Source organism: Shewanella canadensis (assembly GCF_003966225.1).
Lineage (GTDB): Bacteria > Pseudomonadota > Gammaproteobacteria > Enterobacterales > Shewanellaceae > Shewanella > Shewanella canadensis.
Genome location: NZ_RXNU01000006.1, coordinates 65,807 through 89,395, shown reverse-complemented (window position 1 = coordinate 89,395; position 23,589 = coordinate 65,807). Strand labels below are relative to the sequence as shown.

At 46.3% G+C, this 23,589-nt stretch carries 22 protein-coding genes; 11 read left to right on the top strand and 11 right to left on the bottom strand.

The window, feature by feature from the left end; translation table 11 throughout:
- Nucleotides 1–183: 183 nt before the first annotated feature.
- From EKG38_RS12845 to EKG38_RS12835, 3 genes are all read left to right on the top strand, one after another.
- On the top strand, nt 184–510 hold the full coding sequence (locus EKG38_RS12845) for a hypothetical protein (RefSeq protein WP_126520648.1): 327 nt from the start codon (nt 184–186) through the stop codon (nt 508–510).
- Nucleotides 511–686: 176 nt separating this feature from the next.
- Nucleotides 687–1,406, top strand: coding sequence for a tRNA (adenine(22)-N(1))-methyltransferase TrmK (locus EKG38_RS12840; RefSeq protein ID WP_126520647.1), 720 nt, complete (start codon nt 687–689; stop codon nt 1,404–1,406).
- Nucleotides 1,407–1,583: 177 nt separating this feature from the next.
- A complete protein-coding gene (locus EKG38_RS12835) occupies nt 1,584–2,105 on the top strand; it encodes an NUDIX domain-containing protein (RefSeq protein WP_126520646.1) in 522 nt (173 codons plus the stop codon).
- Between the two features lie 141 nt (nt 2,106–2,246).
- Here the strand turns inward: EKG38_RS12835 and gltS are convergent, their stop codons facing one another.
- Complete coding sequence (gene gltS, locus EKG38_RS12830; RefSeq protein WP_126520645.1) at nt 2,247–3,476, bottom strand: sodium/glutamate symporter; 1,230 nt, start codon at nt 3,474–3,476, stop codon at nt 2,247–2,249.
- A gap of 349 nt (nt 3,477–3,825) precedes the next feature.
- Here gltS and EKG38_RS12825 point away from each other — a divergent pair, with 349 nt between their 5' ends.
- Nucleotides 3,826–4,932, top strand: a complete 1,107-nt coding sequence (locus EKG38_RS12825; RefSeq protein WP_126520644.1) for a sensor domain-containing diguanylate cyclase — start codon at nt 3,826–3,828, stop codon at nt 4,930–4,932.
- Between the two features lie 50 nt (nt 4,933–4,982).
- Here EKG38_RS12825 and EKG38_RS12820 read toward each other — a convergent pair whose 3' ends face one another.
- The 5 genes from EKG38_RS12820 to EKG38_RS12800 all read right to left on the bottom strand — a co-directional run bounded on the left by EKG38_RS12820 (nt 4,983) and on the right by EKG38_RS12800 (nt 10,078).
- Complete coding sequence (locus EKG38_RS12820) at nt 4,983–6,266, bottom strand: dicarboxylate/amino acid:cation symporter (protein WP_185826850.1); 1,284 nt, start codon at nt 6,264–6,266, stop codon at nt 4,983–4,985.
- A gap of 267 nt (nt 6,267–6,533) precedes the next feature.
- Nucleotides 6,534–7,448, bottom strand: a complete 915-nt coding sequence (locus tag EKG38_RS12815; protein ID WP_126520643.1) for a pseudouridine-5'-phosphate glycosidase — start codon at nt 7,446–7,448, stop codon at nt 6,534–6,536.
- The gene (locus tag EKG38_RS12810) at nt 7,442–8,533 is read right to left on the bottom strand and encodes a PfkB family carbohydrate kinase (protein WP_126520642.1); all 1,092 of its coding nucleotides are present in this window, start codon (nt 8,531–8,533) and stop codon (nt 7,442–7,444) included. The genes EKG38_RS12815 and EKG38_RS12810 overlap by 7 nt, the downstream gene beginning before the upstream one ends.
- Nucleotides 8,534–8,936: 403 nt before the next feature.
- A complete protein-coding gene (locus EKG38_RS12805; protein WP_126520641.1) occupies nt 8,937–9,389 on the bottom strand; it encodes a YaiI/YqxD family protein in 453 nt (150 codons plus the stop codon).
- Between the two features lie 110 nt (nt 9,390–9,499).
- Nucleotides 9,500–10,078 (bottom strand): PhnA domain-containing protein, encoded by a 579-nt coding sequence (locus tag EKG38_RS12800; protein ID WP_126520640.1) that lies wholly within the window; start codon nt 10,076–10,078, stop codon nt 9,500–9,502.
- A 286-nt stretch (nt 10,079–10,364) separates the two neighbouring features.
- Here EKG38_RS12800 and EKG38_RS12795 point away from each other — a divergent pair, with 286 nt between their 5' ends.
- The 3 genes from EKG38_RS12795 (at nt 10,365) to EKG38_RS12785 (ending at nt 13,402) form a co-directional block, all read left to right on the top strand.
- The gene (locus EKG38_RS12795; RefSeq protein ID WP_126520639.1) at nt 10,365–10,541 is read left to right on the top strand and encodes a carbon storage regulator; all 177 of its coding nucleotides are present in this window, start codon (nt 10,365–10,367) and stop codon (nt 10,539–10,541) included.
- 293 nt (nt 10,542–10,834) lie between these two features.
- Entirely contained in the window at nt 10,835–11,452 is a 618-nt protein-coding gene (locus EKG38_RS12790; protein ID WP_126520638.1) for an NAD(P)H-dependent oxidoreductase, read from the top strand.
- A 27-nt stretch (nt 11,453–11,479) separates the two neighbouring features.
- Entirely contained in the window at nt 11,480–13,402 is a 1,923-nt protein-coding gene (locus EKG38_RS12785; protein WP_126520637.1) for a monovalent cation:proton antiporter-2 (CPA2) family protein, read from the top strand.
- A 135-nt stretch (nt 13,403–13,537) separates the two neighbouring features.
- Here the strand turns inward: EKG38_RS12785 and hpf are convergent, their stop codons facing one another.
- Nucleotides 13,538–13,894, bottom strand: coding sequence for a ribosome hibernation-promoting factor, HPF/YfiA family (hpf, locus tag EKG38_RS12780; RefSeq protein WP_126520636.1), 357 nt, complete (start codon nt 13,892–13,894; stop codon nt 13,538–13,540).
- Nucleotides 13,895–14,525: 631 nt separating this feature from the next.
- On the opposite strand from hpf, the gene EKG38_RS12775 reads away from it, so the two are divergent.
- The 4 genes from EKG38_RS12775 (at nt 14,526) to EKG38_RS12760 (ending at nt 17,466) form a co-directional block, all read left to right on the top strand.
- Complete coding sequence (locus EKG38_RS12775; protein WP_126520635.1) at nt 14,526–14,825, top strand: DUF3649 domain-containing protein; 300 nt, start codon at nt 14,526–14,528, stop codon at nt 14,823–14,825.
- A 3-nt stretch (nt 14,826–14,828) separates the two neighbouring features.
- Entirely contained in the window at nt 14,829–16,502 is a 1,674-nt protein-coding gene (locus EKG38_RS12770) for a PepSY-associated TM helix domain-containing protein (protein WP_126520634.1), read from the top strand.
- A gap of 4 nt (nt 16,503–16,506) precedes the next feature.
- Nucleotides 16,507–16,848 carry a DUF3325 domain-containing protein gene (locus tag EKG38_RS12765; RefSeq protein ID WP_126520633.1) on the top strand — a complete coding sequence of 114 codons (342 nt, stop codon included), beginning with the start codon at nt 16,507–16,509 and terminating at the stop codon, nt 16,846–16,848.
- A 138-nt stretch (nt 16,849–16,986) separates the two neighbouring features.
- Nucleotides 16,987–17,466: a hypothetical protein gene (locus EKG38_RS12760; RefSeq protein WP_126520632.1), complete on the top strand. Its 480-nt coding sequence runs from the start codon at nt 16,987–16,989 to the stop codon at nt 17,464–17,466.
- Between the two features lie 189 nt (nt 17,467–17,655).
- Here the strand turns inward: EKG38_RS12760 and EKG38_RS12755 are convergent, their stop codons facing one another.
- From EKG38_RS12755 to EKG38_RS12740, 4 genes are all read right to left on the bottom strand, one after another.
- Nucleotides 17,656–17,889, bottom strand: a complete 234-nt coding sequence (locus EKG38_RS12755; protein WP_126520631.1) for a hypothetical protein — start codon at nt 17,887–17,889, stop codon at nt 17,656–17,658.
- Nucleotides 17,890–18,279: 390 nt separating this feature from the next.
- A complete protein-coding gene (locus tag EKG38_RS12750; protein ID WP_126520630.1) occupies nt 18,280–18,849 on the bottom strand; it encodes a lipid-binding SYLF domain-containing protein in 570 nt (189 codons plus the stop codon).
- A gap of 168 nt (nt 18,850–19,017) precedes the next feature.
- Nucleotides 19,018–19,905, bottom strand: coding sequence for an outer membrane beta-barrel protein (locus EKG38_RS12745; RefSeq protein WP_126520629.1), 888 nt, complete (start codon nt 19,903–19,905; stop codon nt 19,018–19,020).
- A 241-nt stretch (nt 19,906–20,146) separates the two neighbouring features.
- The gene (locus EKG38_RS12740) at nt 20,147–23,425 is read right to left on the bottom strand and encodes a S41 family peptidase (RefSeq protein ID WP_126520628.1); all 3,279 of its coding nucleotides are present in this window, start codon (nt 23,423–23,425) and stop codon (nt 20,147–20,149) included.
- Nucleotides 23,426–23,589 lie beyond the last annotated feature (164 nt).

The window sequence follows — 23,589 nt, the reverse complement described above, 5'->3', positions numbered from 1 at the left end:
AGATAATCATGACTCTACAGAGTCTCGGCAATCGCATTTATCTTTATCCAGGCAAGTTATTAAATCAGCAGTCCACTTCCCTCTCAACTCCACTTCATAAATAAACGCTGAATCTCTGAGTCCCCCTTATCTCTTCCACTTAATCTCTGCCCCCTTCTCTATGGATCATTAGGACTCATTCAAATGACTCTGAAAGAAAAGCCATTCATCATCTTACTTACTCACAGCCAACAAAACATACCAATAAATATGAAACTGCTGATAGCTATCATCATTTTACTGTCCACCGCCATCAATTTAGTCGGCTCTAAAAGCCACTCAGCGCTACAAGAAACCGGAACGATAACAACAACTAAAGCTGAGAACACCCAAGATGTCAGAATGCCATCCTCTGATGATGTAAAGGCTTATTTCGGCAGCGATGAGGTAAAAATAACAGACGTTAAAACTCAAAAAGATCTCAGTGAAGGGAGCGCTGTGAGTATCGTCGACATCATCAAGATAATGTAAGCTCGATATCAACTTTCTCAATACCTAACATTCTCAATACCTAACATTCTCAAAAGTTATAATGGAGAAAAGCGGTACAATAGCCTATTGTGAAATAATACCAATCTGTATAAGAAAGTGACCGATTCAGGTCATTGAATACGGATTAAATGAGATTGGTATAACAGGAGGACGCCGTGAAAATCAGCCAGCGATTGAGTCAAATAGACAAGATGATAAACAATCACTATGACCATATTTGGGATTGTTGTTGTGATCATGGGCTGCTTGGGGCCAGACTCCTTCAAAGAGGCGCTGCCGGCACCATTCACTTCGTTGATGTCGTCGATGAACTGATGATCGATCTCGAAAAAAAACTCACCCGCTTTTTCCCCTCAGACCAATTAAGCGATGACACTTCCTCGCCTGATGAAATGCAGACGAGTCATTGGCAAGTTCACTGCATAGATGTGGCACATCTGCCTATCGCTGATTTTGACGATTGTGAGTCACATCTAATCATCATTGCAGGGGTCGGAGGTGAGTTGCTTATCGAGTTAATCGGCTCAATTATGACTAACTACCCAAGCAAACATTTTGAGTTTATCCTCTGCCCGGTTCATCACAATTACAAACTCAGGCAGCAATTAGGTCAACTGAAGTTAGGTCTGGTCAATGAATGTCTCATTCAGGAGAACAAACGTTTCTATGAAATAATGCATCTGTCTACTGACTGCGAGCAAGCCATCGTAAACGTCGGTTCTATCATGTGGAACCTGTCTCAGGATGCGGACAAACAATACCTGCATAAAACAATATTGCATTATCAACGCATGCAAAAAAGTGCTGGTGAGGATACTGATATGTTGGCGCAGATCATCGATGACTATCGCGCACTGGAAAAAAGTATTAAGTAACCTGAATTCGTTAACCCGAGTTCAGGCTAAATAGCATCATAAGGGGACTTCTCAGGCAGTCCCCCTCAAGCCAGTAAAAGGAAAGTCAGCTTGCTACTCCAATTCAGATGACACGCTATTCAAGACTCTGAGTTATACTCGCAGCCCACTATCCTCGTTCCGGCACCAGACACTTTCATGCGCCTATTAAAATCCACTATTCATCCTGATATTCAAACACTCGAAGGCAAGCAGTTCCACCGTAAGGCCGCCCGAGGCATCATTTTAGACGGTGAGAATATCTTAATGCTCTATACCGAGCGTTATCATGATTACAGTATTCCCGGTGGTGGTATCGATGGCGGCGAAGGGATTGAAGCCGGATTACTCCGAGAGTTAGAGGAGGAAACCGGCGCTCAACATATTGAGGTTATGAGTGAGTTTGGTTTATACGAAGAGTACCGGCCTTGGTATAAAGACGATCACGATATCATGCATATGGAGTCCTACTGCTATGTGTGTAATATCCACCCAGAGTTGGGCGAAACCCGACTGGAAGAGCACGAGATACAAAATGGTATGGAGCCGGTATGGATTAATATTCATGAGGCAATAGCCCATAACGAACACACCATGGCTAACAGCCCGAAGAAAGGGATGTCGATCGAGAGAGAAACCTTCCTCCTGAAACTGATTGTGGACGAACTCATCCAAGGGTAATCGGCAACCTTGCCAGAGCTAGAAATGATATCGATAGAGGCTCTATCGATATCACCATTTATCAGGAGTGAAGCTAGTCTTGTTAACTAAAGCTGTAAACTCCCCCTTACACATTAATCCTTATAAACTAACTCTTATAAACTAAAAGTTCACAAACAGATTAATGATCATCGCATTGATGATATCGATGAAGAAACCGCATACCAAAGGCACGATAATAAAGGCCCTGTGCGCCGCACCATATTGTTGAGATACCGCCGTCATATTTACGATAGCTGTAGCCGTAGAGCCTAAGGTTACCCCGCCAAAGCCGGAGCAGATAACCGCCGCCTCATAATCTTTACCCATGGCGCGAAACACGATAAATACGGTAAACAACACCGACAGCAATACCTGTATCGACATCACCACCGAGATATAAAATAGACTACCCTCGAGCTCCCATATCTTCAGACTCATCAGCGCCATCGTTAAGAACATACCTAAACAGATATCCTGAATTAAGGATAACCCTCTGGACGCCTCCTCCACATAGGTAAGGTCTCTGTCTTTCTTACGATTCAGTAGCCCACGACCGACATTGCCGATAATAATACCCGCGAGCAGGCAGGCGACAAACATAGGCAATTTAAGCCCGGCTTCCTGCATCGCCAGATCGATAAAATAACCAATAATCAGTGTCACGTTTAACCATAACCAGGCTCTGAGTACACCAAAATAATCGACCTGAATATGGTTTGAACTACTCTTATGGCTGGCGCCGATATCGAGCTCTTCATCCAGGTTGGGTTTAATATGATGGCGCTTCATCAGGTAAGCCGCGATGGGACCACCGATAACACAGGCAGAGATTAAACCTAATGTGTTCGATGCGATACCCAACTCATTAGCATTAGCGATACCTAACTCCTCCACAAAGGTGGGGGTCCACGCCATAGCAGTACCTACGCCACCGATAAGCGAGATAGAACCAGACATCAGCCCCGCTTTGGGATCTAACCCAAATAGAGTAGCAACACTCACTCCCGTGAAGTTCTGTAAGAAGATAAATACACTGGAAAGAAGTATCAGGATCAACAGGGGCTTTCCCCCTTTGAGCAGAGTCGCGAAGTCGGCCTTCAAGCCTATTCCGGCAAAGAAATAGAGCAGCAAAATATCTCTGACATCCAAATTAAACTCAATTTGTAAACCAAAGGCATAATAGAGGATCCCGACAATAGCGGCGCAGGCAAAGCCCCCAACCACTGGCTCGGGAATGCTGTACTTACGCAATAGCTCGTAACGAGAGATGATCGCTTTACCGATAAATAGCGCAATAATGGCTAAGGTAAAGGAGACAAAGTCTTTAATCTCAAGGATGTGAGGTTCCATTTTACAGTTCCTTTAAAATCGAATTGTCAATTTACAAAACTATAACATCTTCAGCGGGTATAAAGCTAAATTTTCAGTGAGTTATCAGGCTTTTTAAAGCTCATGCCTCTATAGCAAGCATTCATCTTACAAACAGCAGAAACTGCGGTGAGTTAACTCCGGTATGAACGGTGTAACGTACATCTGAGTTACCCCTTTTAAAGTCAGTGATTATCCCCCCCTGACCAAATAATCACTTAAAAACAATGAGTAATATTAGCTGGTAAAACTGTGCGCCAGAACAAAGACAATCTATATGACTAAACCTACAATCATCGTCGGCAAAATTTTAGTGAGTTTGTAAAATCGTATGGATTCGTTTCAGTGGGATGGACACTTTGTTACCGGTTTAGATGATGTTGACAGGCAACACCACCAGCTTGTAAACCTGATCAATCGGTTTGGGCACCTGCTCGCCAGTAATAATTTGAAATCAAGCGATATCAACCAGGTTCTCAGTGAATTGTGGCGCTATACCCGGCATCATTTTCAAGATGAAGAAGCCCTGATGCAAGAGAAAGGGGTCGATGAGCGACACGTAAAGCTGCAAAAAGAAGCCCACAACTACTTCTTGAGCGAGATGGAGGCGATTCAAGCTTCAACCTCTGTCGACAGCCCTGACACCCTTAAATACCTTCTGGATTTTCTGACTCAATGGCTTGCCTACCATATCTTAGGCGCCGACCAGAATATGGCCAGACAGATTGTCGCCATAGACTCTGGTTTATCTTCTGCACAAGCCTTCGAAAGGGAGGAGTCTCAAACCGATAGTGCCACAGCCCCATTACTCAAGGCGCTCAATGGCCTGTTTAAACAGGTATCCCAACGTAACAAACAGCTAATAGAGTTTAATCACTCACTCGAAGAGAAGGTTCAGCAGCGCACGCAAGAGTTAATAGACGCCAATGCCCACCTGGAAAAGCTCTCGGTTACCGATGTACTAACCGGTTTACCCAACCGGCGATTTGCCATGGAGAAGCTCACTCAACTTTGGCAGGAGTGTGAGCCAGGCGTACAACCACTGGCGTGTATGATGTTAGATGCAGACCACTTTAAAATAGTTAATGATACCTATGGGCATGATGCCGGCGATAAGGTGTTATGCGAGTTATCCAGAGAGTTGCAACATGCCGTACGTACCGATGACATAGTGTGCCGTTTAGGGGGAGATGAATTTATTATCATCTGCCCGGCAACCGATCTTAGTGGTATCAGGCACATTGCCACTCAGGTTCACGCTAAAGTGGCCGCCATGACGGTCTCATTCGGAAGTGGCAGCTGGCAGGGCAGTATTAGTGTCGGAGTCTCTTCCAGGACAGATCAGATGCAACATTACAGTGAACTGATAAAGCGGGCGGATGAGGCTGTCTACTTGGCTAAGCAAGCTGGCAAAAATTGCGTCAGGTGCGCTCAGTAAAAGCACTGTTCTCGCGACTTATCGTCTCTAACCCAGATAATAAGTCGCGCTCAATCCCCCACAGCCTCGACCACTTCACTGTCTTGATTGAGCACCCAGCTCTCCCCCTCTGATTTTGCGATTATCACGGTTCCACACGCATCACTGAATACATTGACCGATGTTCGTAGCATATCCAGTATTCTATCTGTCACCAGTAATAAACCTATCGCTTCAAGCGGCAAACCTATAGCCCCCAAAATCACGGTAATAGCCACCAAACTCGCAGCCGGAATGCCCGCGACCCCAATTGAAGTGAGCAGTGCCACTAACACAATGGTAAATTGTGTGATAAACCCGAGCTCCAATCCATAGGCTTGGGCAATAAACATCGCGGCCACACACTCATAAAGCGCCGTGCCGTCCATATTGACCGTAGCCCCCAAAGGTAAAACAAAGCTTGCGGTTTTTCTCGACACTCCGGCTCGCTTTTGTATGCACTGCATGGTCAATGGCAGAGTCGCAGAGGAGGAAGCCGTTGAAAACGCCATTAACATCGCCGGAGACATAGCAACAATCTGCTTTATGGGGCTCACTCTGCCAACAAATTTTAGCAGCAGAGGTAAAACGATGAACGCGTGAAGTGCCAGAGAGAAGATAACAGTAAACATAAATACCAACATAGGCTCGAACGCATTAAAGCCTGTTGCACTCACCGTCCTTGCAATCAATGCAAATATTCCCAAAGGAGCAAACTTAAGGACAAACTGAGTAATAAGTACCATAGTTTTAGCGACGCCTTTCCAAAAGTCCCGCAGTACCTCTCCCCTGCGCCCCTCGACGCGCCCCATAAAGAAGCCAAACAGTAAACTGAAAAAGATAAGCCCCAACATCTGCCCTTCGCTTGCCGCCTCCACAATATTGGTCGGGATCATTCTGACAAAGATCTCAACCAGATCTTTGCTACCTCGCCCCTCAACCTGACTTAGTGTCGACGCAACCTCTGAGCTGTTGGTATTGAGGTTGAGTAACTCTCCAGCGGGTTGCCCATCGATGATCCCCGGTAGAGTAATATTAACCAGAGTCAAACCGATCAAGATGGCTAACAGGCTGGTCATGGTGTAATAAGCCATTGTCTTTAGCCCGAGTCGCCCTAAACTATCGCCATGGTTAAGGCCGGCCATACTCGAGATAATAGATGACATGATCAGAGGCACAATTACCATCTTGAGGGCATTGAGAAACATAGTGCCGATGAAATCATAAATTTCATATATCGCACTTTCGGGGACTGTCACAATACCGACTAAGATAGCCAGTAAGATGGCAATCAAGATCTGCCAATGTAGCTTCATCAGTGTTATCTCCGCCAGGCAGGTTAATACCTGTACACTAATCCTAGACAAGAAATGAATATTCAACCAAATACATTCTCTTTAAGGACAGAATTGACGCTCCGCTCATTACCGGTAAGCTGAAATATCCCTCTCCTCTTTTCACTTCCCCCCCCAAAAAAATTCAGGTCTGTTAACTCCATGAAACAAAGACTGGACACAAAAAAGGCACCCTCAGGCGCCTTCTCTTTTGCAAATAATGTCTGAATTAAACAGACATTTTGCTACTTACTTCGCATATTCGACAGCAATTCCAGCCGCCAACTTGGCGTTATTAAACACAAGCTCGATGTTGGCTTTCAGACTGGTGCCTTCTGTTTTCTCAGCAACCTTAGCCAGCAAGAATGGGGTAGACTCTTTACCCGATATCCCTTTACTGTCCATCTCGGCAACGGCATCGAGGATCACCTGATCTATCATGGCGCGATCGAGCTGATACTCTTCCGGAATTGGGTTAGCAACGACGACGCCACCTTTTAATCCCATCTCCCACTTGGCTTTCATCGCCGTAGCGATCTGCTCGGCACTGTCCAGTCTATAGTCGACACCAAACTCACTTTCACGGGTGTAGAAAGCAGGCAGTGTATCAGTTTGATGGCCGATAACCGGAACGCCCTGAGTCTCCAGATACTCCAGAGTCAGGCCGATATCCAAAATAGATTTAGCGCCGGCACAAATTACCGCCACATCGGTATTGGCTAACTCTTGAAGATCGGCTGAGATATCAAATGTCTGTTGTGCACCACGATGAACACCACCGATACCGCCAGTGGCAAATACTTTGATACCCGCCATCGATGCCAAAATCATGGTAGAAGCAACGGTAGTCGCACCATCGACCTGCTTAGCGACAATAAAGGGGATATCGCGGCGACTGGTCTTGATGACATCTAAACCTGCCTTACCTAAATATTCGATCTCCTCATGAGTCATACCCACTTTCAATCGTCCCTTCAAAATGGCTATCGTCGCAGGGATCGCGCCATTATCACGAATTATCTGCTCAACTTTCAGGGCCGTTTCCACGTTTTGTGGGTAAGGCATTCCGTGTGAAATAATCGTAGACTCCAGTGCAACAACTGGCTTTCCGGCTGCAATTGCCGCTGCGACTTCTGGATTAATATCTAGGTACTGCTCTAACATGTTGACTCCTTGATAATTCGGTTTACGGAAATTTCTGACATATTTGGATTAATGGTCGCAATGTGTGACAACGCCACGACTGCTGCGGCCATAGCAAATTTGGTGGATTGCTCTATGCTCCATTCCTGGATCCAGCCATGAGCAAGACCGGCAAGAAACGCATCTCCGGCTCCGTTCGCATTAACCATTGCTATTGGGATGGCAGGAATAAGGGCTTGAGCACCTTCATCACTGTAAAAGACACCATCACTACCCAGACTGAGGAAGATGCGCTTAACCCCTTGGTTATGGAACCAGTTAGCTAAACCCGGTAGCTCGCTATAATCTTCTATGATGATCCCTGAGAGCTGTTCGGCCTCTTTAAGATTGGGCTTTAACGTGTGTACAGAACTTAAAAATGGCTTAATTTTCTTCGCTTTAACACAAGAAACGGTATCTACAAAGATGGGTCTGTCGGAGAAGTTATTGAGCAGATATTCCAATGACTCTGCTGATAAATTTGCATCCAGAATAATAAGATCTGCGCGCCTTAATAGCTCCTCCTTCTCTTTGAGAACCTCGACACTCAAACGCTCTAAAATGGCCATGTCATTGATAGCAACATGCATATCGCTATCGCCATCGAGTACAGAAAGGTAGGTGGAGGTATTAGCATCATTGAGCTGTAAGCAGCCTTTCATATCGATACCGGCTTGCTGACATTGACTCACGATCATCTGCCCATAAGTATCTTTACCTATGGCGCTGATTAGCCGCGTCTCGGAACCTAACCTTGCTAAGTTCTCGGCGATATTACGCCCGACGCCTCCGGGAGAGCAGCTCACACTGCCGGGGTTTGAATCACCGACCTGCAATGAATTTAACGGACGACCAAGAATATCCATATTGGCCCCGCCGATCACAACCGCATATCGGGATTCAGCTAAGATATAACCTTTTCCCCGAATGACGCCTTTATTGGTGAGGTTCATGATATGCCCGGCAACGGCGGAACGGCTTATGCCTAACTGATCGGCTAAGCTCTGTTGCGCGATGAGTGGGTCTTGTTTAAGTAGTGCCAGTATCTCTAGTTCGCGTTCTGTCATCTTTATTATCCAGGTTACACGCCAAACAAACATTTGTTTGGATACCAAACTTAAGTTTAAGCTTGAAGCTAAAATATGCCCAATAGAGATAAACTTCAAGTAAAAAATGTAATTACCAGGTGAAAAATGTGAACCAACAATAGTTCAGCCAAAGCTAAACTAGCGCAATGTCACGATAGGAAGTAGGAAGTAGGAAGTAGGAAGTAGGAAGTATCAATAACGACAAATCAAAGAAAGTTAAAAAGATTAAATATCGAAACTCGTGAACCATGGCTCAGAAACATTCGCGGCTAAAGCCGCTCCTACATGGATCACCATCGCTCGAAACTCGTGAACCATGGTCCTGAAACATTCGCGGCTAAAGCCGCTCCTACATGGGTCACCGTCGCCCGAAACTCGTAGCTTACAGCTTATGATATTTGGTGACAAAGCGATCTAACTGATTACCAAAGGCTTGTTTATCGCTCGAGCCTATCGCTGCAGGCCCTCCGGTTTGAACCCCGCTGGCTCGCATGGTATCCATAAAGTCCCGCATATTCAGAATCGATTTTATATTCTGCACGGTATAGAGCTCACCACGGGGATTTAAGGCAATGCCGCCTTTATCTATCACTTCCGATGCGAGTGGTATATCGGCAGTGATCACCAGATCCCCGACGTCGAGACGCTTCACAATCTCATCATCGGCCACATCGAAACCCGAAGGCACCGTCACCATCTTGATAAAACGAGATGGCGGGATACGCATGGAGTGGTTTGCCACTAAGGTGACCTCGACTTGCGCCCTATCGGCAACCCTAAATAAAATCTCTTTAATTACACCAGGGCAAGCATCTGCATCGACCCAAATCTTCATACTTATCTCCTAAAATACACGCTCACTAATGCGAGTTAACCAGAAATGATAAAGCCACCGAAATTGATGAGATAACGGCGGCTTTAAAGTCAATCGAGTATTTGCCCGACTTACTCTTCGCTTGGCATAACCTTCTTAACGAAGCAGGTCAAGATAACGATACGAGTACCGTTCACACGACCTTCGATATGCTCTGGATTATTCGTCAAAGAGATACCACGAACGGTTGTGCCGCGCTTAGCGGTAAACGTGGTGCCTTTAACATTAAGATCTTTAATGATAACGACGTTATCACCCGCCTCTAAGATTGCGCCATTACTGTCTTTGTGAGGTACAAAATCTTCATCGACCTCTTCGATTCCCGCTTCTGCCCATGCTTGCATATCTTCATCGAGGTAAAGCATATCAAGCAGATCACGTGCCCATGCTTCTGTACTTATCTGCTTTAGCATACGGTAAGCCATAACTTGAACGGCCGGCACCTGACTCCACATGCTGTCATTAAGACAACGCCAATGGTTCATATCGATAGTTGCAGGGGTTTTGATCTGACCAGTACAAGTGTCACAAATCATGATACGCGCATCACCGTAACCCTTCGACTCAGGCAGCTCAAAGGCAGCTAGGTTTGATTCGCTACCACATAATTCACACTTGCCACCGCAGCGGCTTAATAGTTCTTTAGTCATCTCTTTCTCTTCAATCTAAACGGGTCTCAATAATGGGCGGCACTATAACATATTGAGCCAATTCACAACAGCCAGCCCATCCCGCCTATGTTTGCTTCATGACACATATCAAAAATTTTATCTCTTAACTACTCGTTATAAAGACTAACTGGGTGATTAGTTACTCAGTTCCCTGCCCCCGGACATCCCGGGTTAAGAGACGCTACCTGATTTCAGGTCTCACATTGAATAATGACGACTTCACTGCTACACCTAGAAGACAGTGAAGCATGCACAGGGAGGTCATATGCTTATTCTAACGAGAAAGACGAATACTTCAGTTACCATAACCAATGTCTATGATGAAAATGGTGAGCCCTTAAAAGACATAGAAATCAATATCTACGCCGACAACCGAATCGGAATCGATGCCGACAGTTCGGTAGATATCTATCGAAGTGAGATACTTCAGCTCGGAGAATAATTAGGTGAGTAATATTGTGCATCGCAGGCTTACCGAGCTGGCAGCGTTATTAACCCCACGAAATCATGACCCACTCTGCGCAAGAGTGAAAAAAGAGCAATTCAATAGAGTAGATATTATCGATTCAATGCCAATTAATAACGGGCTACAGCCCGGCAACCGAACGAGCCTGAACAAATGTTTATGACCTAATATATTGAATAATCGGTTATCCCTCGATGGAAGCTATGATAACTTAGCAAAACCAGCTTATTAAACGAAAGCTAAGTGACTGACTCTCACAAGGATCTGTTATGCCCGAGGACAAGAAGAAAATCTTAGTGCTGTTTGCGCATCCAGCTCAAGAGCGCTCAGAGGTCAACAAGCCACTTTTTACCGCCTGTCAGCAACACAGCGATGTGACGGCCATCGATCTCTATCGGGAATACCCCACATTTCATATCAATATTGACAAAGAGCAACAGAGACTGCGCGAACATGATGTGATTATCTTTATGTTTCCTCTCTATTGGTATTCCACTCCCGCAATCTTAAAACAGTGGCAAGATCTGGTTCTCGAATATGGTTTCGCCTATGGCCCTAACGGTAATGCGCTAATCGGCAAAACCTTTTTGTGTGCCATCACGGCTGGCGGCTCAGAGGCTGCCTATCAGAGTGAGGGTTATAACCATTTCACTGTCCGGGAGCTGCTCCAACCACTGGAACAAACAGCATCATTAACCGGGATGAATTACCTCTCCCCTTTCGTACTGTTTAGCGCCAGAAATGCGGTAGAAGAGAATCGCGTTAATGCTCATATCACAAATTTACGTCACCTTTTAACCGCGCTGGCTGAAGATACTTTAGATATTGAAACGGCAAGATCTTTGCCCGTATTAAACAGCAATTTATCTGACTTATTTATCGCTTAATTTCAAGATTTAAACAAAGGGTTCCTAATGACAGCTTATTTCATTCAAGCTTTTATCTACCTGTGCGCGGCAGTCATCGCGGTGCCTCTGGCCAAACGTTTTGGCTTAGGCTCAGTATTGGGTTACCTGATAGCGGGAGTCGTTATCGGTCCGATCATCGGTCTGGTCGGCAGTGAAACTAACACCCTGCAACACTTTGCCGAATTTGGCGTCGTCATGATGTTATTTCTCGTCGGCCTGGAACTCGAGCCACGAATGCTATGGGATATGCGTAATAAACTTATCGCCTTAGGCGGCCTGCAGATAGGTTTAACGACCGCAATCATCACTGCAGCAGGGTTCTATTTTGGCTTAAGCTGGAGTATCGCGCTGACAGTCGGTCTTATATTCGCACTGTCTTCTACCGCCATCGTGCTGCAGACCTTTAACGAGAAAGCCCTGTCAAAAACCGAAGGGGGGAAGAATGCCTTCTCGGTTCTCCTGTTTCAGGATATAGCCGTGATCCCCATGCTGGCACTCATTCCACTGTTGGCATTACCCGAGTTGGTCGAACAGGCACAAGCTGCGGTTGGTCAAGCAGCTCAGCAGCATGAAGAGCTCTCTTTGGTGGCCGGTTTGCCTGGTTGGGCTTACGGAATCGTGGTCATGTTGGCCATCGCAGCCGTTGTGGTTGGTGGGCATTACCTCAGTCGCCCCCTGTTCCGTTATGTCGCTAATTCTGGCCTTAGAGAAATTTTCACCGCCACCGCACTCATGCTGGTTATCGGCATCGCGGCATTGATGAGTCTGGTCGGCCTCTCCCCTGCTCTGGGAACATTTCTAGCCGGTGTGGTACTGGCTAACAGTGAATTTCGTCATGAACTAGAGTCAAATATCGAACCTTTTAAGGGCTTATTGCTGGGACTCTTTTTTATTACTGTTGGCGCAGGCATCGACTTTGGTGTTCTGGCCAGTAATATCGGCCCCGTGCTTGGGATCACCGCCGGGGTAATGCTGGTAAAAGCCCTGGTATTATTTGTATTAGCTCTCATATTCAGAATTAAAAACAGCGATCGCTGGTTGTTTGCCCTGAGCCTGGCTCAAGCCGGTGAGTTTGGTTTCGTCCTGCTCAGTTACACAGTGCAAAACCACGTGATCCCAACCGATCTGGCCCAAATGCTCTCATTGGTTGTCGCCCTGTCTATGTTTCTCACACCAGGACTGTTTATCTTCTTCGACAAGGTGATTGTGCCAAGATATGAACACTCCGAAAATGACCGGGAGGCCGATGAGATCACCGAAAAGGGCACGGTGATCATCGCGGGAATTGGCCGCTTCGGCCAGATGGTGAACCGTTTCTTACGGGCCAACAAAATCGATACTGTGGTGCTGGATCATCAGATATCTCAAGTTGAAAACCTGAAAAAGATCAATGTTAAGAGCTTCTATGGTGATGCGACTCAACCAGACCTGCTCCACACCGCAGGAATCGAAGATGCCACCATGCTGGTCATCGCCATAGACAACAATGAACGTGCGGTAGAACTGACCAAATATGTAAAACACACCTATCCTAAGGTGAAGATTTTTGCCCGCGCATTCGATAGAGGACATCACTTCGAGCTTAAACATGCCGGTGCCGACTTTATCATCAGTGAAACCTACCATTCAGCCTTAGAACTTGGCAAAGAGGCCTTGATCTCTCTCGGAGTACACCCGTTTAAAGCCGAGCAGAAGAAGGCCACGCTGCGCGAGTTGGAACTTTGCTATAAAGATTCACTGTTTGAGTCCTGGAAAAAGAAAACTGAGGACAGCAAGTACAGCGCTCACTTCAGAGAGCTATTTATCGAACTCGAGACCGCCATAGCGAAAGCGATGAAGAGCGAACACTTCGATGAACAAGCTAAAGTCGAACGTGGCTGGACACCACCGCCTAAAGACTATGAAGAGAAGATTAACAGGAGCGAATAATACCAATCGGTATAACTATCCAGGTAGTGCCCCTTTCATATAAAAAAACCACCGAACAATCGGTGGTTTATTAAATTTTATATCAAGGATATATCAAACTCTCAGCCTCAACGGCGAGAAACTGATCTCGTCTATTTAGACAAGTTTCATCTCTTGAACTATCTCATGAGCAATCTCAGGCGTCGTACTCACCGGCTTCTCATGAAGATCGGCTTTTAGCTGACCTTTTCTGTGCTTAAGCGCTGCGTCAAGCTTCTTAGCCGCAGTCGCAATAGCCGGATACATCACATCCTTATTCCCTGATGCAGAAATTCGGCTACCTTCATAATTAGTACGCAGCTCAACCTGATACTCGCCATGTTCCTTAGAAATGATGACATCTAACGAGATTAACGTTGGGAAATGAGTGGCGATTTTGGAAAACTTTTCGTTCACATGCTCTTTGATTGAATCGGTAACATCGACGTGGTGACCAGAAAGATTTATTTTCATAGGTTTTCCTTTTAAGAATTACTTCAATAATAGAACTTGGGGCTGACAGTCGAAAACACAAGGGGGCATGTAAAATATTTTTACGCTACTAATTTTGCCCTACACTTTTATCGGTATTTCCCACTCAACCAGGCTTATACAAGCTCTGTATCCATTCTAACTATTACAAATACTCTTGAACTAACCAACACGAGTTCCCCACACTGTGTCCTCAATAAGTACTTTCAAACTTCTTGTATTAATATGTACTCCTCATATTTCATAAAAGCAAGTAACGGCTATATTCAATGTCCAAAATTAAGACAAAACTAAGATAATCGTTATAAAAAGCATCAATTTGATGCTTTTTTATTACTCGAATGACCGATAAATGGGGGGGGACTCACTAAGCATATGCTAAAAAAACGATCCTTGAAGCAGAAGTGTTTAGTTTATCGACAAACATCGACTCATTTAACTTTTTAAACTACCTGGCTCACAGTCTTTTTTGGGATCCAGCGCTCACAGCGGCAATCTTTACACATTAAATGCGAATGAAAATGGTTATCACCTAGGTAAGTTTAAGGTAGAATCACAACAGTTTTTACCAAATCAACACAGGCACCAGCCTTTTCACCTGGAACAAATCACCGTGGTATTACCCAATATAAACTGGCGAGCATTTATCAGCTCGCAACCTATCAACATCATGTCTCGCAGTTTTGCAGCCATTTTTGCAGGTTACTTAGTCGCGGCTAGCGCCTGTGGTTTATTGGCTCTCATCATGCCTTTGTCCGCAGCCCAAAGCACACTAACCGCAATGATGCTCTCATTTAGCTTTTACGCTGCGGCGGCTATCTGGGCGTTTAGTGTCAGGACAAGCTGGCAAGCCTGGCGGGATCTACTACTAATCAGTGCCATTCTTTATATCTTTATTTTGTGGGTAAATTAAGCAATGAAAGAGACTTTTTTTCGCTCCATGACCTGGTTACATACTTGGGTTGGATTGCTGGTATGTTGGGTACTTTTGTTAGTCTTCTTTGCAGGCACGGTTAGCTACTACCGCTATGAGATCTCCCTATGGACCAAGCCGGAAATTCACAGCGATGTGCTTCAGGCCTATCAAACAGACAACTTAGTTCACCAGCTTCAAGAAGGACAAGCCTACCTGTCTGCACATGCTGAAAATGCAAAAGATTGGCGCATTAACTTTCCTACCGAACGTAAACCATATCTCAGCTATAGCTGGCAGACACACCCAGAGCCCGGCGAACGAAGGGGGCAGTTTATTGAGCATATAGCCCATATAGATGGTCAGGATATGGTTACCGACATACGGGGTTCTCGGGGTGGTAACTTCTTCTACCGGTTACATTTTGACCTCCACTACATGCCGGCAAAAATCGCTCGCTGGATAGTCGGGTTTTGCACTATGTTCATGTTACTCGCCTTGATCAGTGGCATCGTTATCCATAAGCGCATCTTCAAGGATTTTTTCAGCTTCAGACGCAACAAGGGGGGGCGTTCCTGGCTCGATGCCCACAATATCAGCTCGGTACTCGCGCTGCCCTATCATCTGATGATCACTTATACCGGCTTAATCACTTTGATGCTGATGTATATGCCTTGGGGGGTGATCACCGCCTATGAAGGTGACGCTCGTGCATTTCGCGCGGAACTGAAACCGGGACGAGAGCAAGTTGCCGCTTCAGGTACCCCGGCACCTTTAATTCAACTGAGTACATTACTCCCCGCCGTAAAGGCGAGCTGGGGAAATACGCCGATTAAACAGGTGGTGATCAGTAATATCGATGATGAAAATAGTCGGATCAGTTTCTATCAAAATACCCAACAGTCAGTGACAGACCTGCGTATACCTCTGATATTCAGCGGCGTATCCGGCGAGCAGCTGAGCCAAGCCTCCGATACCCCCTCGGCAGCTCATGCCACACACGATACGTTAATGTCCCTGCACACGGCTCGTTTTGCCGAGCCGGTATTAAGGCTCTTTTTCTTTATCTGCGGTTTTATGGGCTGCGCCATGATAGCAACAGGCACACTGTTATGGGCCGTGAAAATCCGCCAGAAACAACAAAAGCTTATCAAACAGGGCAACAAACCAAGCTTTGGCCTGCGCCTCGTCGAAGGACTTAATCTGACTTTTATCGCCGGCTTACCTCTGGCAACCGGTGCATTTTTCTATGCTAACCGGCTCCTGCCGACACAGATGGCTGACCGGGCTCAATGGGAGGTACACAGCTTCTTTGCCGTTATCTTTTTAACCGCAGTACTGGCTTACTTTGACCGCAGCCTGACAAGCTGGCGCAGAGTGCTGGGACTTTCTGCAGTTGCCTTCATGGCGATCCCTCTTCTTAACTGGGCGACCTCCAGTCAACACCTGTTTCAAAATATTGCCAGCCATCAATGGGCATTAGCAGGATTCGATCTTCTCTCTCTTCTGATTGGAATAGCGTTATGGTTTGCGAGGAGAAAATTAGCACAAACTCACACTAAGTCATCTAATCGTGTCGCAGCAAGCGCTTCGCGGGCGAATAAGGGTAAACGGGTTCCTACCGCTTCAGCAAAGGTGGCCTCAGATCCGGAGCTGTCAGCTAAGGAGGGGGAGTAACATTATGATATCTAACTCTATGACGCTAAGCTTACTTAACTTTAGCTACCTCGCATTCGGTAGCCTGGCTTTAGCCATGTTCTCTCACTTTCGCGGGGCTTTTGATCGTTCACCAAGCCCGGCACAGAGCAGGTTACTCTATTGGTTTGGCTGGGGAGTTCTCGCCGTAAGTTACTATATCGGTATCCTTTACCAAGGTTTTGCCTATGGCAGTATACTATTCACCGGAATCATATCTCTGGCAGGTTTATTGGTGATCTTAACTTTAAGCTACCGGGCTCATCACCTGCCACACTTCATGGCAGGCTCAGGAGTCTTGGGTACCTTACTGCTGCTCTTCGCTTAAAATATGTATGCAGCACAGAGAGCAGGCTGAGTTTATTTAAAAACGGCACGAAGTGTCGCTTTTTCAATCGAATTCAGCCTGCATTCAGCTTTACCATTGTAAAGTGGTTCAATTGATATCATTTTACACGAGGCTGAGATGCAAATTAATTCAACTTCTCAAAACACGAATCCGGCCACACAGGCTATTGCATCGAAGCAACCGGTACAGAACGCTACTCAACCTAAGACCGACTCCCCCCTCAGTACGACTCAGCATTCAAGTAGCGACAGCGTGACAATTTCTAAACAGGCAGCAGAGCTTTCATCTCAGGCTCAAGCTCAGCCAAGCGCTAAAGAGGCTGAAACTCTCCCGGCAAAACCAAGTCTGCCCAATGAAGGAGAGAAAGTTGAAAACTATGTCGAATATCGAAAAGCCAAGGCTCAGTATCAGATCTACTCTGACATGGCCGGGATAGCGACAGGCAACAGCAAGGGGATGTCGGCATCGACTGCCTATTACCTTTCAAATAACGATGAGGCACGCGCCGCCGTCGTAGACACTAAGGCACAGCAGCAACAGGTCTCAGCGATGCAAACCTATGCAAACACGACTCAGAGTATCGATGACTGGTACTAGCTCCCCCCCCCCTATTTAAGATAGTAAAACGCCGCTAAATGCGGCGTTTTTTTATTAAGGACAGTTCCTGCCTCTGCATGGATTATTGTTACACTGGGAGTCCCCTAATCCACAATCGACCAGTAAACCGCTTTCGGTTCCCAAAAGGGAACCATCCATCCCTATGGTGTTATAACCAGCTCCCGCAACCTACGTTGTAGTAGCTAATCCAGTCCCCATAGGAACGGATGATAAAACGTGAACCCCAGGGGCGGCTAGCTCCACCTGATTGGTTCTTAGTGAAAAGCTCGCATGCTGTTTATTTTCATCTACGCCGGGTTTAAACTTGACGATATAACGCTGCTCCTGTGCGGCAAGACTTCCAGAAAAAATAACCAGTAAGAGTAGACAGAGTACAATCAGGATCTTAGTAGAATTAGCCACGAGTCACCCCTTAACTTTAAACGCCCCAATATAAGCCCTAGCCATTAAGTGACCCGGCAGTTTAGTGACTCGATTAGCTTCCTTAGCTCGTTCGCTCGATACCTTTCTCTACGCTAACCACTTTATCTTTACTGACCACTTTTATGCTTTCGACTCTCTAATTTATAAGTATGGTTGCTAACCAACAGAAAAAGAGCGGCGACGATATAAAAGTCTAAATTCCCCTTTTTATATACAGCTTAGCTATAAGAAAATGATACCTTCATTGAAGAAGGTGACTTTTCCACTTCACAAGCAACTGATTTATGAAGTTAAACCACAAATCAGTTAGTGCGGGGACAAAAAAGGCGCTATTAGCGCCTTTAGATTATCCGGGATAAATCGACGACGTTAGTTTTCAACAAAGTCATCTTCAAAGTTTGTTTCCCAGTATTTATAGCCCTGAACCGTAGCCTGAGCGGCAGCTCCCATTAAATTAACCTGATAGGTTTTAACTCCACTGAGATCCGCGGATTGATTGGCAGATGCCTGACCACCACTCCCCTCGTACTCGGCGCTAGCTTCTGCCTGCGCTTGCCCCTCGAAACCTGCATCCTTAAAGCGCTGAACGGCAGCTTTATCCATAAAAGCTTGCACGAATGCGACCTGCTTCCAGCCAATGCCTGCACCGACACCACCGGTGGCGAAACGATAATATGACTTGCGCCCCTGTTCATTGAGCACACAAACTCCGCCTCCGGTAGATATGGCAAACAGATAGCTGTTACTGCCAGTACAGGTGACATAGGCAACCGATTCAGCCACAGCCGAAGCCGCACCTTTATGTTCGCTATAAATCTCTTTCAATGCAGCCTGAGTTTCCTCACGCGCATTTTTCTTTTTCGCCTCGGGAGTATTTCCCGTGGCGCAAGCAACAAGTAAAACAGGGAGAAGTAGTGACACTAATTTCAATTTTTTCATTTAGGTACCTTAAATAATGATGGGAAAACATTCGAAACTCTACTCATAGCCCTCCCATTATCTCGGCGGCTATGATAATTATCAGCTCACTTTCTGACAAAGCCAATAATATGGAGATCTCCCCGCAGATGACTTAAACAATCAGGCATAAACAACCAGTCATCGACATTAAAATGTATAGGAGAGCGTTAACATGGGCCCACGAAAACTATAATGGAGTTTCAGTGTGGAGTTGTCATCTTCAATATCCGCCGATACTTTATAATATTTATAAGAGAGTTCGGTGGCAAAACTATCCCTGAATGTATACTCGACTCCCACACTCAAATCGACCAATCGACCGCTGATGTTATCTAAACTCAAATAAAAATATTGAGCTTGAGTCCCAAGTCGCCAACCATCGGCAAACTGATAATTTGCAACGACACCGATATCCGGCAGAGGGGCTGTGGCATCGGTGAATACTATATTGTCGGGTTCGAGAGCCACTGAGCCACAATTGTTGTCAACACAAGCCGCGATATCCCCGGTAAAACCCAGTTCAAACCACATCACGTGCAGGCCAGCGGTCAGTATCAAGTCCCACTCATCATCGCGGTAAAAATCATAGCCATAACCAATGCGGGCAATATCGACATTAAATGTTGTGGTGATCACGCTGCCTGACTGCACTAAATATTTATCCCCGGTTTCAGGGTGCTCATATTCGAAGGGGGTGGTGATATTCAGGTTTGTGGCATCACGGTGTAATCGCTTCCAATCCAGGTAGACCCCGTGATGTCCATTAAACCAGTATGACACGGCAAAAAATGGCAAGAATTCACTTTCAGTCAACTTGAGATCTGATTCGAAATCCAGCTCAAAGCTCTCATCGGTTAAGGGGTTGGTCACCTCCATTCCCGAATCAGATATTGAATAAAAACCACCCACCGCGATCCGTAACCGACTCTCATCGGCAAGAGTCATGAAAGAGGAGAGCAGTAAAGAACAAGATACAAGTGTCTTGATGGCAACGAAGAATAAGGACTCCTCCGCTTCTGTATGTAAACATTTCATCTTTAACCTCCGATGACCTGACAGGGTTAACTTTAGCAGCGATTTAATTTTACAGGCACAAAACAGCCAATATTCTTGAGTAAAGGAGCTATGAATCAAATGGATGAGGTAGCAAAGATGCAGGAAGGAATATGGCTCTAACGGAGATAAAAATGGGGGTTAACAGCCTGGGAACTGCTTGGCCGTAACCCCCTAAAGGTGCTTGCTATAGACGTGGTGAGCGCCTATTTAACACAAATCGTTACTTGATATCCTCAGCTATTCCATTAGGCGATATTGGACGCGCCTTGAGTGGTTTAATCGGTTGTTGAATAAGCTCCTGCTTCAGGTAAGAGATCGCTTTTTGTAATTGAGCATCACCACCTGTGAATGTGGCATAAGGTAGGTTATCGACTTCGATATCCGGACTAACACCTCGCCCTTCGAGCACCCAACGTCCGTCCATCGCATACTGCGGATACTCGGCCACCCGTGCCATCCCTTTGTCTGTCAGCGAATTACGACCGGATAACCAAACACCCGCTCCCGCCGTTTGCTTTCCTATCAAAGGAGCAACACCCAGTGCCTTGATACCGGCCGAGAATGTTTCGCCATCCGAGTAGGTCAACTGATCGGTAAGTACGACCAAGTGCCCACGGAATGTCTGTTGCATATTGGCATTTGGCGTACCACGAGTCGGTTGCCAAAATGCCCAGGTACGGCGCAGTAGTTTCTCGATGATCCAACTATCAATGTTGCCACCGCGATTACGGCGCACATCGATAATCAGCCCCTCTTTTTCAAAGTTGGCGTAAAACTCACGTGCAAAGCTGGCAATATCACCACTGCCCATAGCGTACAGGTGCAGATAGCCTATCTTACCCTCACTGCCCAGTGAGACCTTATTGCCATTATGATTGACCCAATCTAAGTATCTCAGCTTGGCATCGACTCTGGTGTCAACAGGCATGACGATGGTCTTATGCTGCTTCTTTCCACGCTTAAGCTTCAGTAGTACCTGCTTTTTAGACTGGTTTCTTAAGTAGCGCGTCACATCGGCCACATTGGTGACCGACTTACCATTGATCTCCAGAATAATATCGCCCACTTCAGCATCAACGTCGACCCTGGCCAGTGGTGATGACTGTGCAGGCAGCTCAGGATCATTCTGGTAAATATGGGATATTTTCACGCCAGACTGAGTCTGTTCGAGGCGAGCCCCGAGACTCGATGCCTTGGCCATCTTACTGTCTTTAGGGAGATCGCCTCCGCGCACCTGAGAGTGCAACGAGTCCAACTCGCCCATCATCTGCTTAAAGATGTCATTCAGCTCATGCCTGTCGGTTAGCCTGTCGACCAATGGCTGGTATTTAGCCTTAGTTGCTTGCCAGTCCAAGCCACGCATCGTCTTGTCAAAGAAGGAGTCTCTGTGCATCAACCAGGCATCTTCGAACATCTGTTGCCACTCCAGTTGTGGCTCGATAGCGAGTTGCCACTGCCCTGTTTGCACCTTGGCATTTTTCAACTCTTTAGGTAGTTTATCAACCGCATCGACAATCAGCATCTCTTTGCCACTGTTGCTGTGCTTGCGTATGAATATTTTCTTTCCGTCGGCAGAGAGCGCATAATCTCCCACGTCTTTGGCAAATGTCTCGACCTTAGGGCTTAAGGGATCGAACTTAACCACTTTCAGGCCAGGCTTACTGCTGCGTCCCGATGCCCTGTCTAAAAGATATAAGCTGTCCTCTTTGAGACTCAGCTTTGAGTAATTACCTGAACCGACCGGCACTTGCCATAGGCGTTGATTAAGCCCTTTCCAGTCAACGCTAACCTTATCGGCGTCTTTATCTGACTTCTTGTCAGACTCTGCAGGCATAAGTTCATTAGGTTTTCGAAACGCAAAGCTGGCACTCTTGTCCAGTGCGATGGCGAAAATCTCACTACGCTTATCGAACATCGGTCCCATGTTGCGATCGCCCCATGGTGAGGTTGGCGTCGCGGTAAACTGACGATTAGATAAGAAATATAACCACTTACCATCACTACTAAAGGCTGGAGAATAGGATTCATATTTATCGCTCGTCACCGTTTCACTGCGGTTTTCATCCAGTGAATACAACACAATTTGAGGTCTGGGTTTACCCAGTTCAGATTTAGTAACGGCAATAAATCGGCTGTCGCCTGACCATACTACATCGGCATAAGGACCTAACCCTTCCCCTTGTGTGATGATCTTCTTACTGCGATTTTTCTTTAGATCTAACAACCAGAGATTGCCATCGTAATCATCCGAGGCGATGTAACGTCCATCGGGTGAAACACTCAATGACATTCTTAGCGTCTTACCATCTTTGGTTAGCTGCCTGGCCCCTTGACTCCCATCGGCCGGGAACTGCCAGATCTCCTGCTCACCGGACGCATCACTGATACCATAGATCCACTGGCCGTCAGGACTCATTACCGCGGCTCGAATACGACTATTTCCGGGAAGAGCTATCTCAACAAGACGTGATCCATCTATGCCGGCTATGGCCACATGACTTCTGGCGGTGATAACGACTTTATCGCCCGCCGGGGAGACTTGTGTCGATGTCGCATATTTCATCGGGCTGTTGACCCAATGCTCACGACGTTGAGAGAAGTCTGAGACCAGATCTATCTCTAAGATACGGGTTTCATTGGCCGCAATATCGAACAGTTTTATATCCGCGCCCTGCTGAAATACGATACGTCCCTTATCTAAACGCGCCCCTCTTACTTGCCAATCAGTAAATTGGGTATGCTGCTTCAGACCCTGACCGTCTGTCATCATCGACCAGATGTTGTCATTGCCATCGCTATCACTCACAAAATAGAGGCGGTTTTCCCACAGCATAGGCTGACGAACAGAGCCTGAGTGAGAAGCGGTTAACAATTCGGCTTCCTGTTTTGAGCCCAGTTTAAACCGCCATAACTCGCCCTTAGCTCCACCTCGATATACTTTCGCGTTATCCCCCGTGGTTTGCAGACCAAAACGGGTAAAATAGAGATACTCACCGCTATCATCGATAGCCCCTTCTATGGCATCGGCCAGCGGCAGATCGGTCGTCATTAACGTCTCGGGGTTAACGGTTCTTAAGACCCAGTAGTTTGCAGGGCCAAAAGCATTGTCGGTGGCGTAGAGCACTTTGCCCTCGGCGGTCCAACCTTGTACCCGGACCCGACTATTTTCGAAGCTAACTCGCTTTGCTTTCCCACCGGCAATCGGGATCACATACACTTCGCTGACACCTTCATAATTAGCCACATAAGCCACCCACTGACCATCTTTTGAGATGCTGGCACCTAACTCTTCGGCCGGAAGGCTGGTGAGTCTTTGAGCTCGGCTTTGGGTCAGTTCTTTAGTCCAGAGATCGCCTTCGGCGGTAAAGACGAGCGTGTTATCACTCAGGGCCGGGGCGCGGTAATAACCTAAACTTTCCGATTCGGATGAGAAGGCACTGGAGGCACTTAGGCTGCCAAGTGCGAATAAAGTGCAGACAAAAGAGAGACGAAGTTTCATTATTAGCTCGTTATTCTTATTAAATATTTTCTGAAGTCACAGTTTTAAGCTCAACAAGGTAGCAAACTTTTCTTAAAGCAACAGTAAAATGTTTCACAATAATTATTAGCAAATGTGTACAAGTTATCTTTGTCGTTTATTCCCTGGCTTACTCCCCAGCTATA

Coding starts and splice junctions, on each gene's coding strand:
- EKG38_RS12845 (WP_126520648.1), top strand. CDS start 184: ATGACTCTGAAAGAAAAGCCATTCATCATCTTACTTACTCACAGCCAA.
- EKG38_RS12835 (WP_126520646.1), top strand. CDS start 1,584: ATGCGCCTATTAAAATCCACTATTCATCCTGATATTCAAACACTCGAA.
- gltS (WP_126520645.1), bottom strand. CDS start 3,476: ATGGAACCTCACATCCTTGAGATTAAAGACTTTGTCTCCTTTACCTTA.
- EKG38_RS12825 (WP_126520644.1), top strand. CDS start 3,826: ATGGATTCGTTTCAGTGGGATGGACACTTTGTTACCGGTTTAGATGAT.
- EKG38_RS12820 (WP_185826850.1), bottom strand. CDS start 6,266: ATGAAGCTACATTGGCAGATCTTGATTGCCATCTTACTGGCTATCTTA.
- EKG38_RS12815 (WP_126520643.1), bottom strand. CDS start 7,448: ATGTTAGAGCAGTACCTAGATATTAATCCAGAAGTCGCAGCGGCAATT.
- EKG38_RS12810 (WP_126520642.1), bottom strand. CDS start 8,533: ATGACAGAACGCGAACTAGAGATACTGGCACTACTTAAACAAGACCCA.
- EKG38_RS12805 (WP_126520641.1), bottom strand. CDS start 9,389: ATGAAGATTTGGGTCGATGCAGATGCTTGCCCTGGTGTAATTAAAGAG.
- EKG38_RS12800 (WP_126520640.1), bottom strand. CDS start 10,078: ATGACTAAAGAACTATTAAGCCGCTGCGGTGGCAAGTGTGAATTATGT.
- EKG38_RS12795 (WP_126520639.1), top strand. CDS start 10,365: ATGCTTATTCTAACGAGAAAGACGAATACTTCAGTTACCATAACCAAT.
- EKG38_RS12790 (WP_126520638.1), top strand. CDS start 10,835: ATGCCCGAGGACAAGAAGAAAATCTTAGTGCTGTTTGCGCATCCAGCT.
- EKG38_RS12785 (WP_126520637.1), top strand. CDS start 11,480: ATGACAGCTTATTTCATTCAAGCTTTTATCTACCTGTGCGCGGCAGTC.
- hpf (WP_126520636.1), bottom strand. CDS start 13,894: ATGAAAATAAATCTTTCTGGTCACCACGTCGATGTTACCGATTCAATC.
- EKG38_RS12770 (WP_126520634.1), top strand. CDS start 14,829: ATGAAAGAGACTTTTTTTCGCTCCATGACCTGGTTACATACTTGGGTT.
- EKG38_RS12765 (WP_126520633.1), top strand. CDS start 16,507: ATGATATCTAACTCTATGACGCTAAGCTTACTTAACTTTAGCTACCTC.
- EKG38_RS12760 (WP_126520632.1), top strand. CDS start 16,987: ATGCAAATTAATTCAACTTCTCAAAACACGAATCCGGCCACACAGGCT.
- EKG38_RS12750 (WP_126520630.1), bottom strand. CDS start 18,849: ATGAAAAAATTGAAATTAGTGTCACTACTTCTCCCTGTTTTACTTGTT.
- EKG38_RS12745 (WP_126520629.1), bottom strand. CDS start 19,905: ATGAAATGTTTACATACAGAAGCGGAGGAGTCCTTATTCTTCGTTGCC.
- EKG38_RS12740 (WP_126520628.1), bottom strand. CDS start 23,425: ATGAAACTTCGTCTCTCTTTTGTCTGCACTTTATTCGCACTTGGCAGC.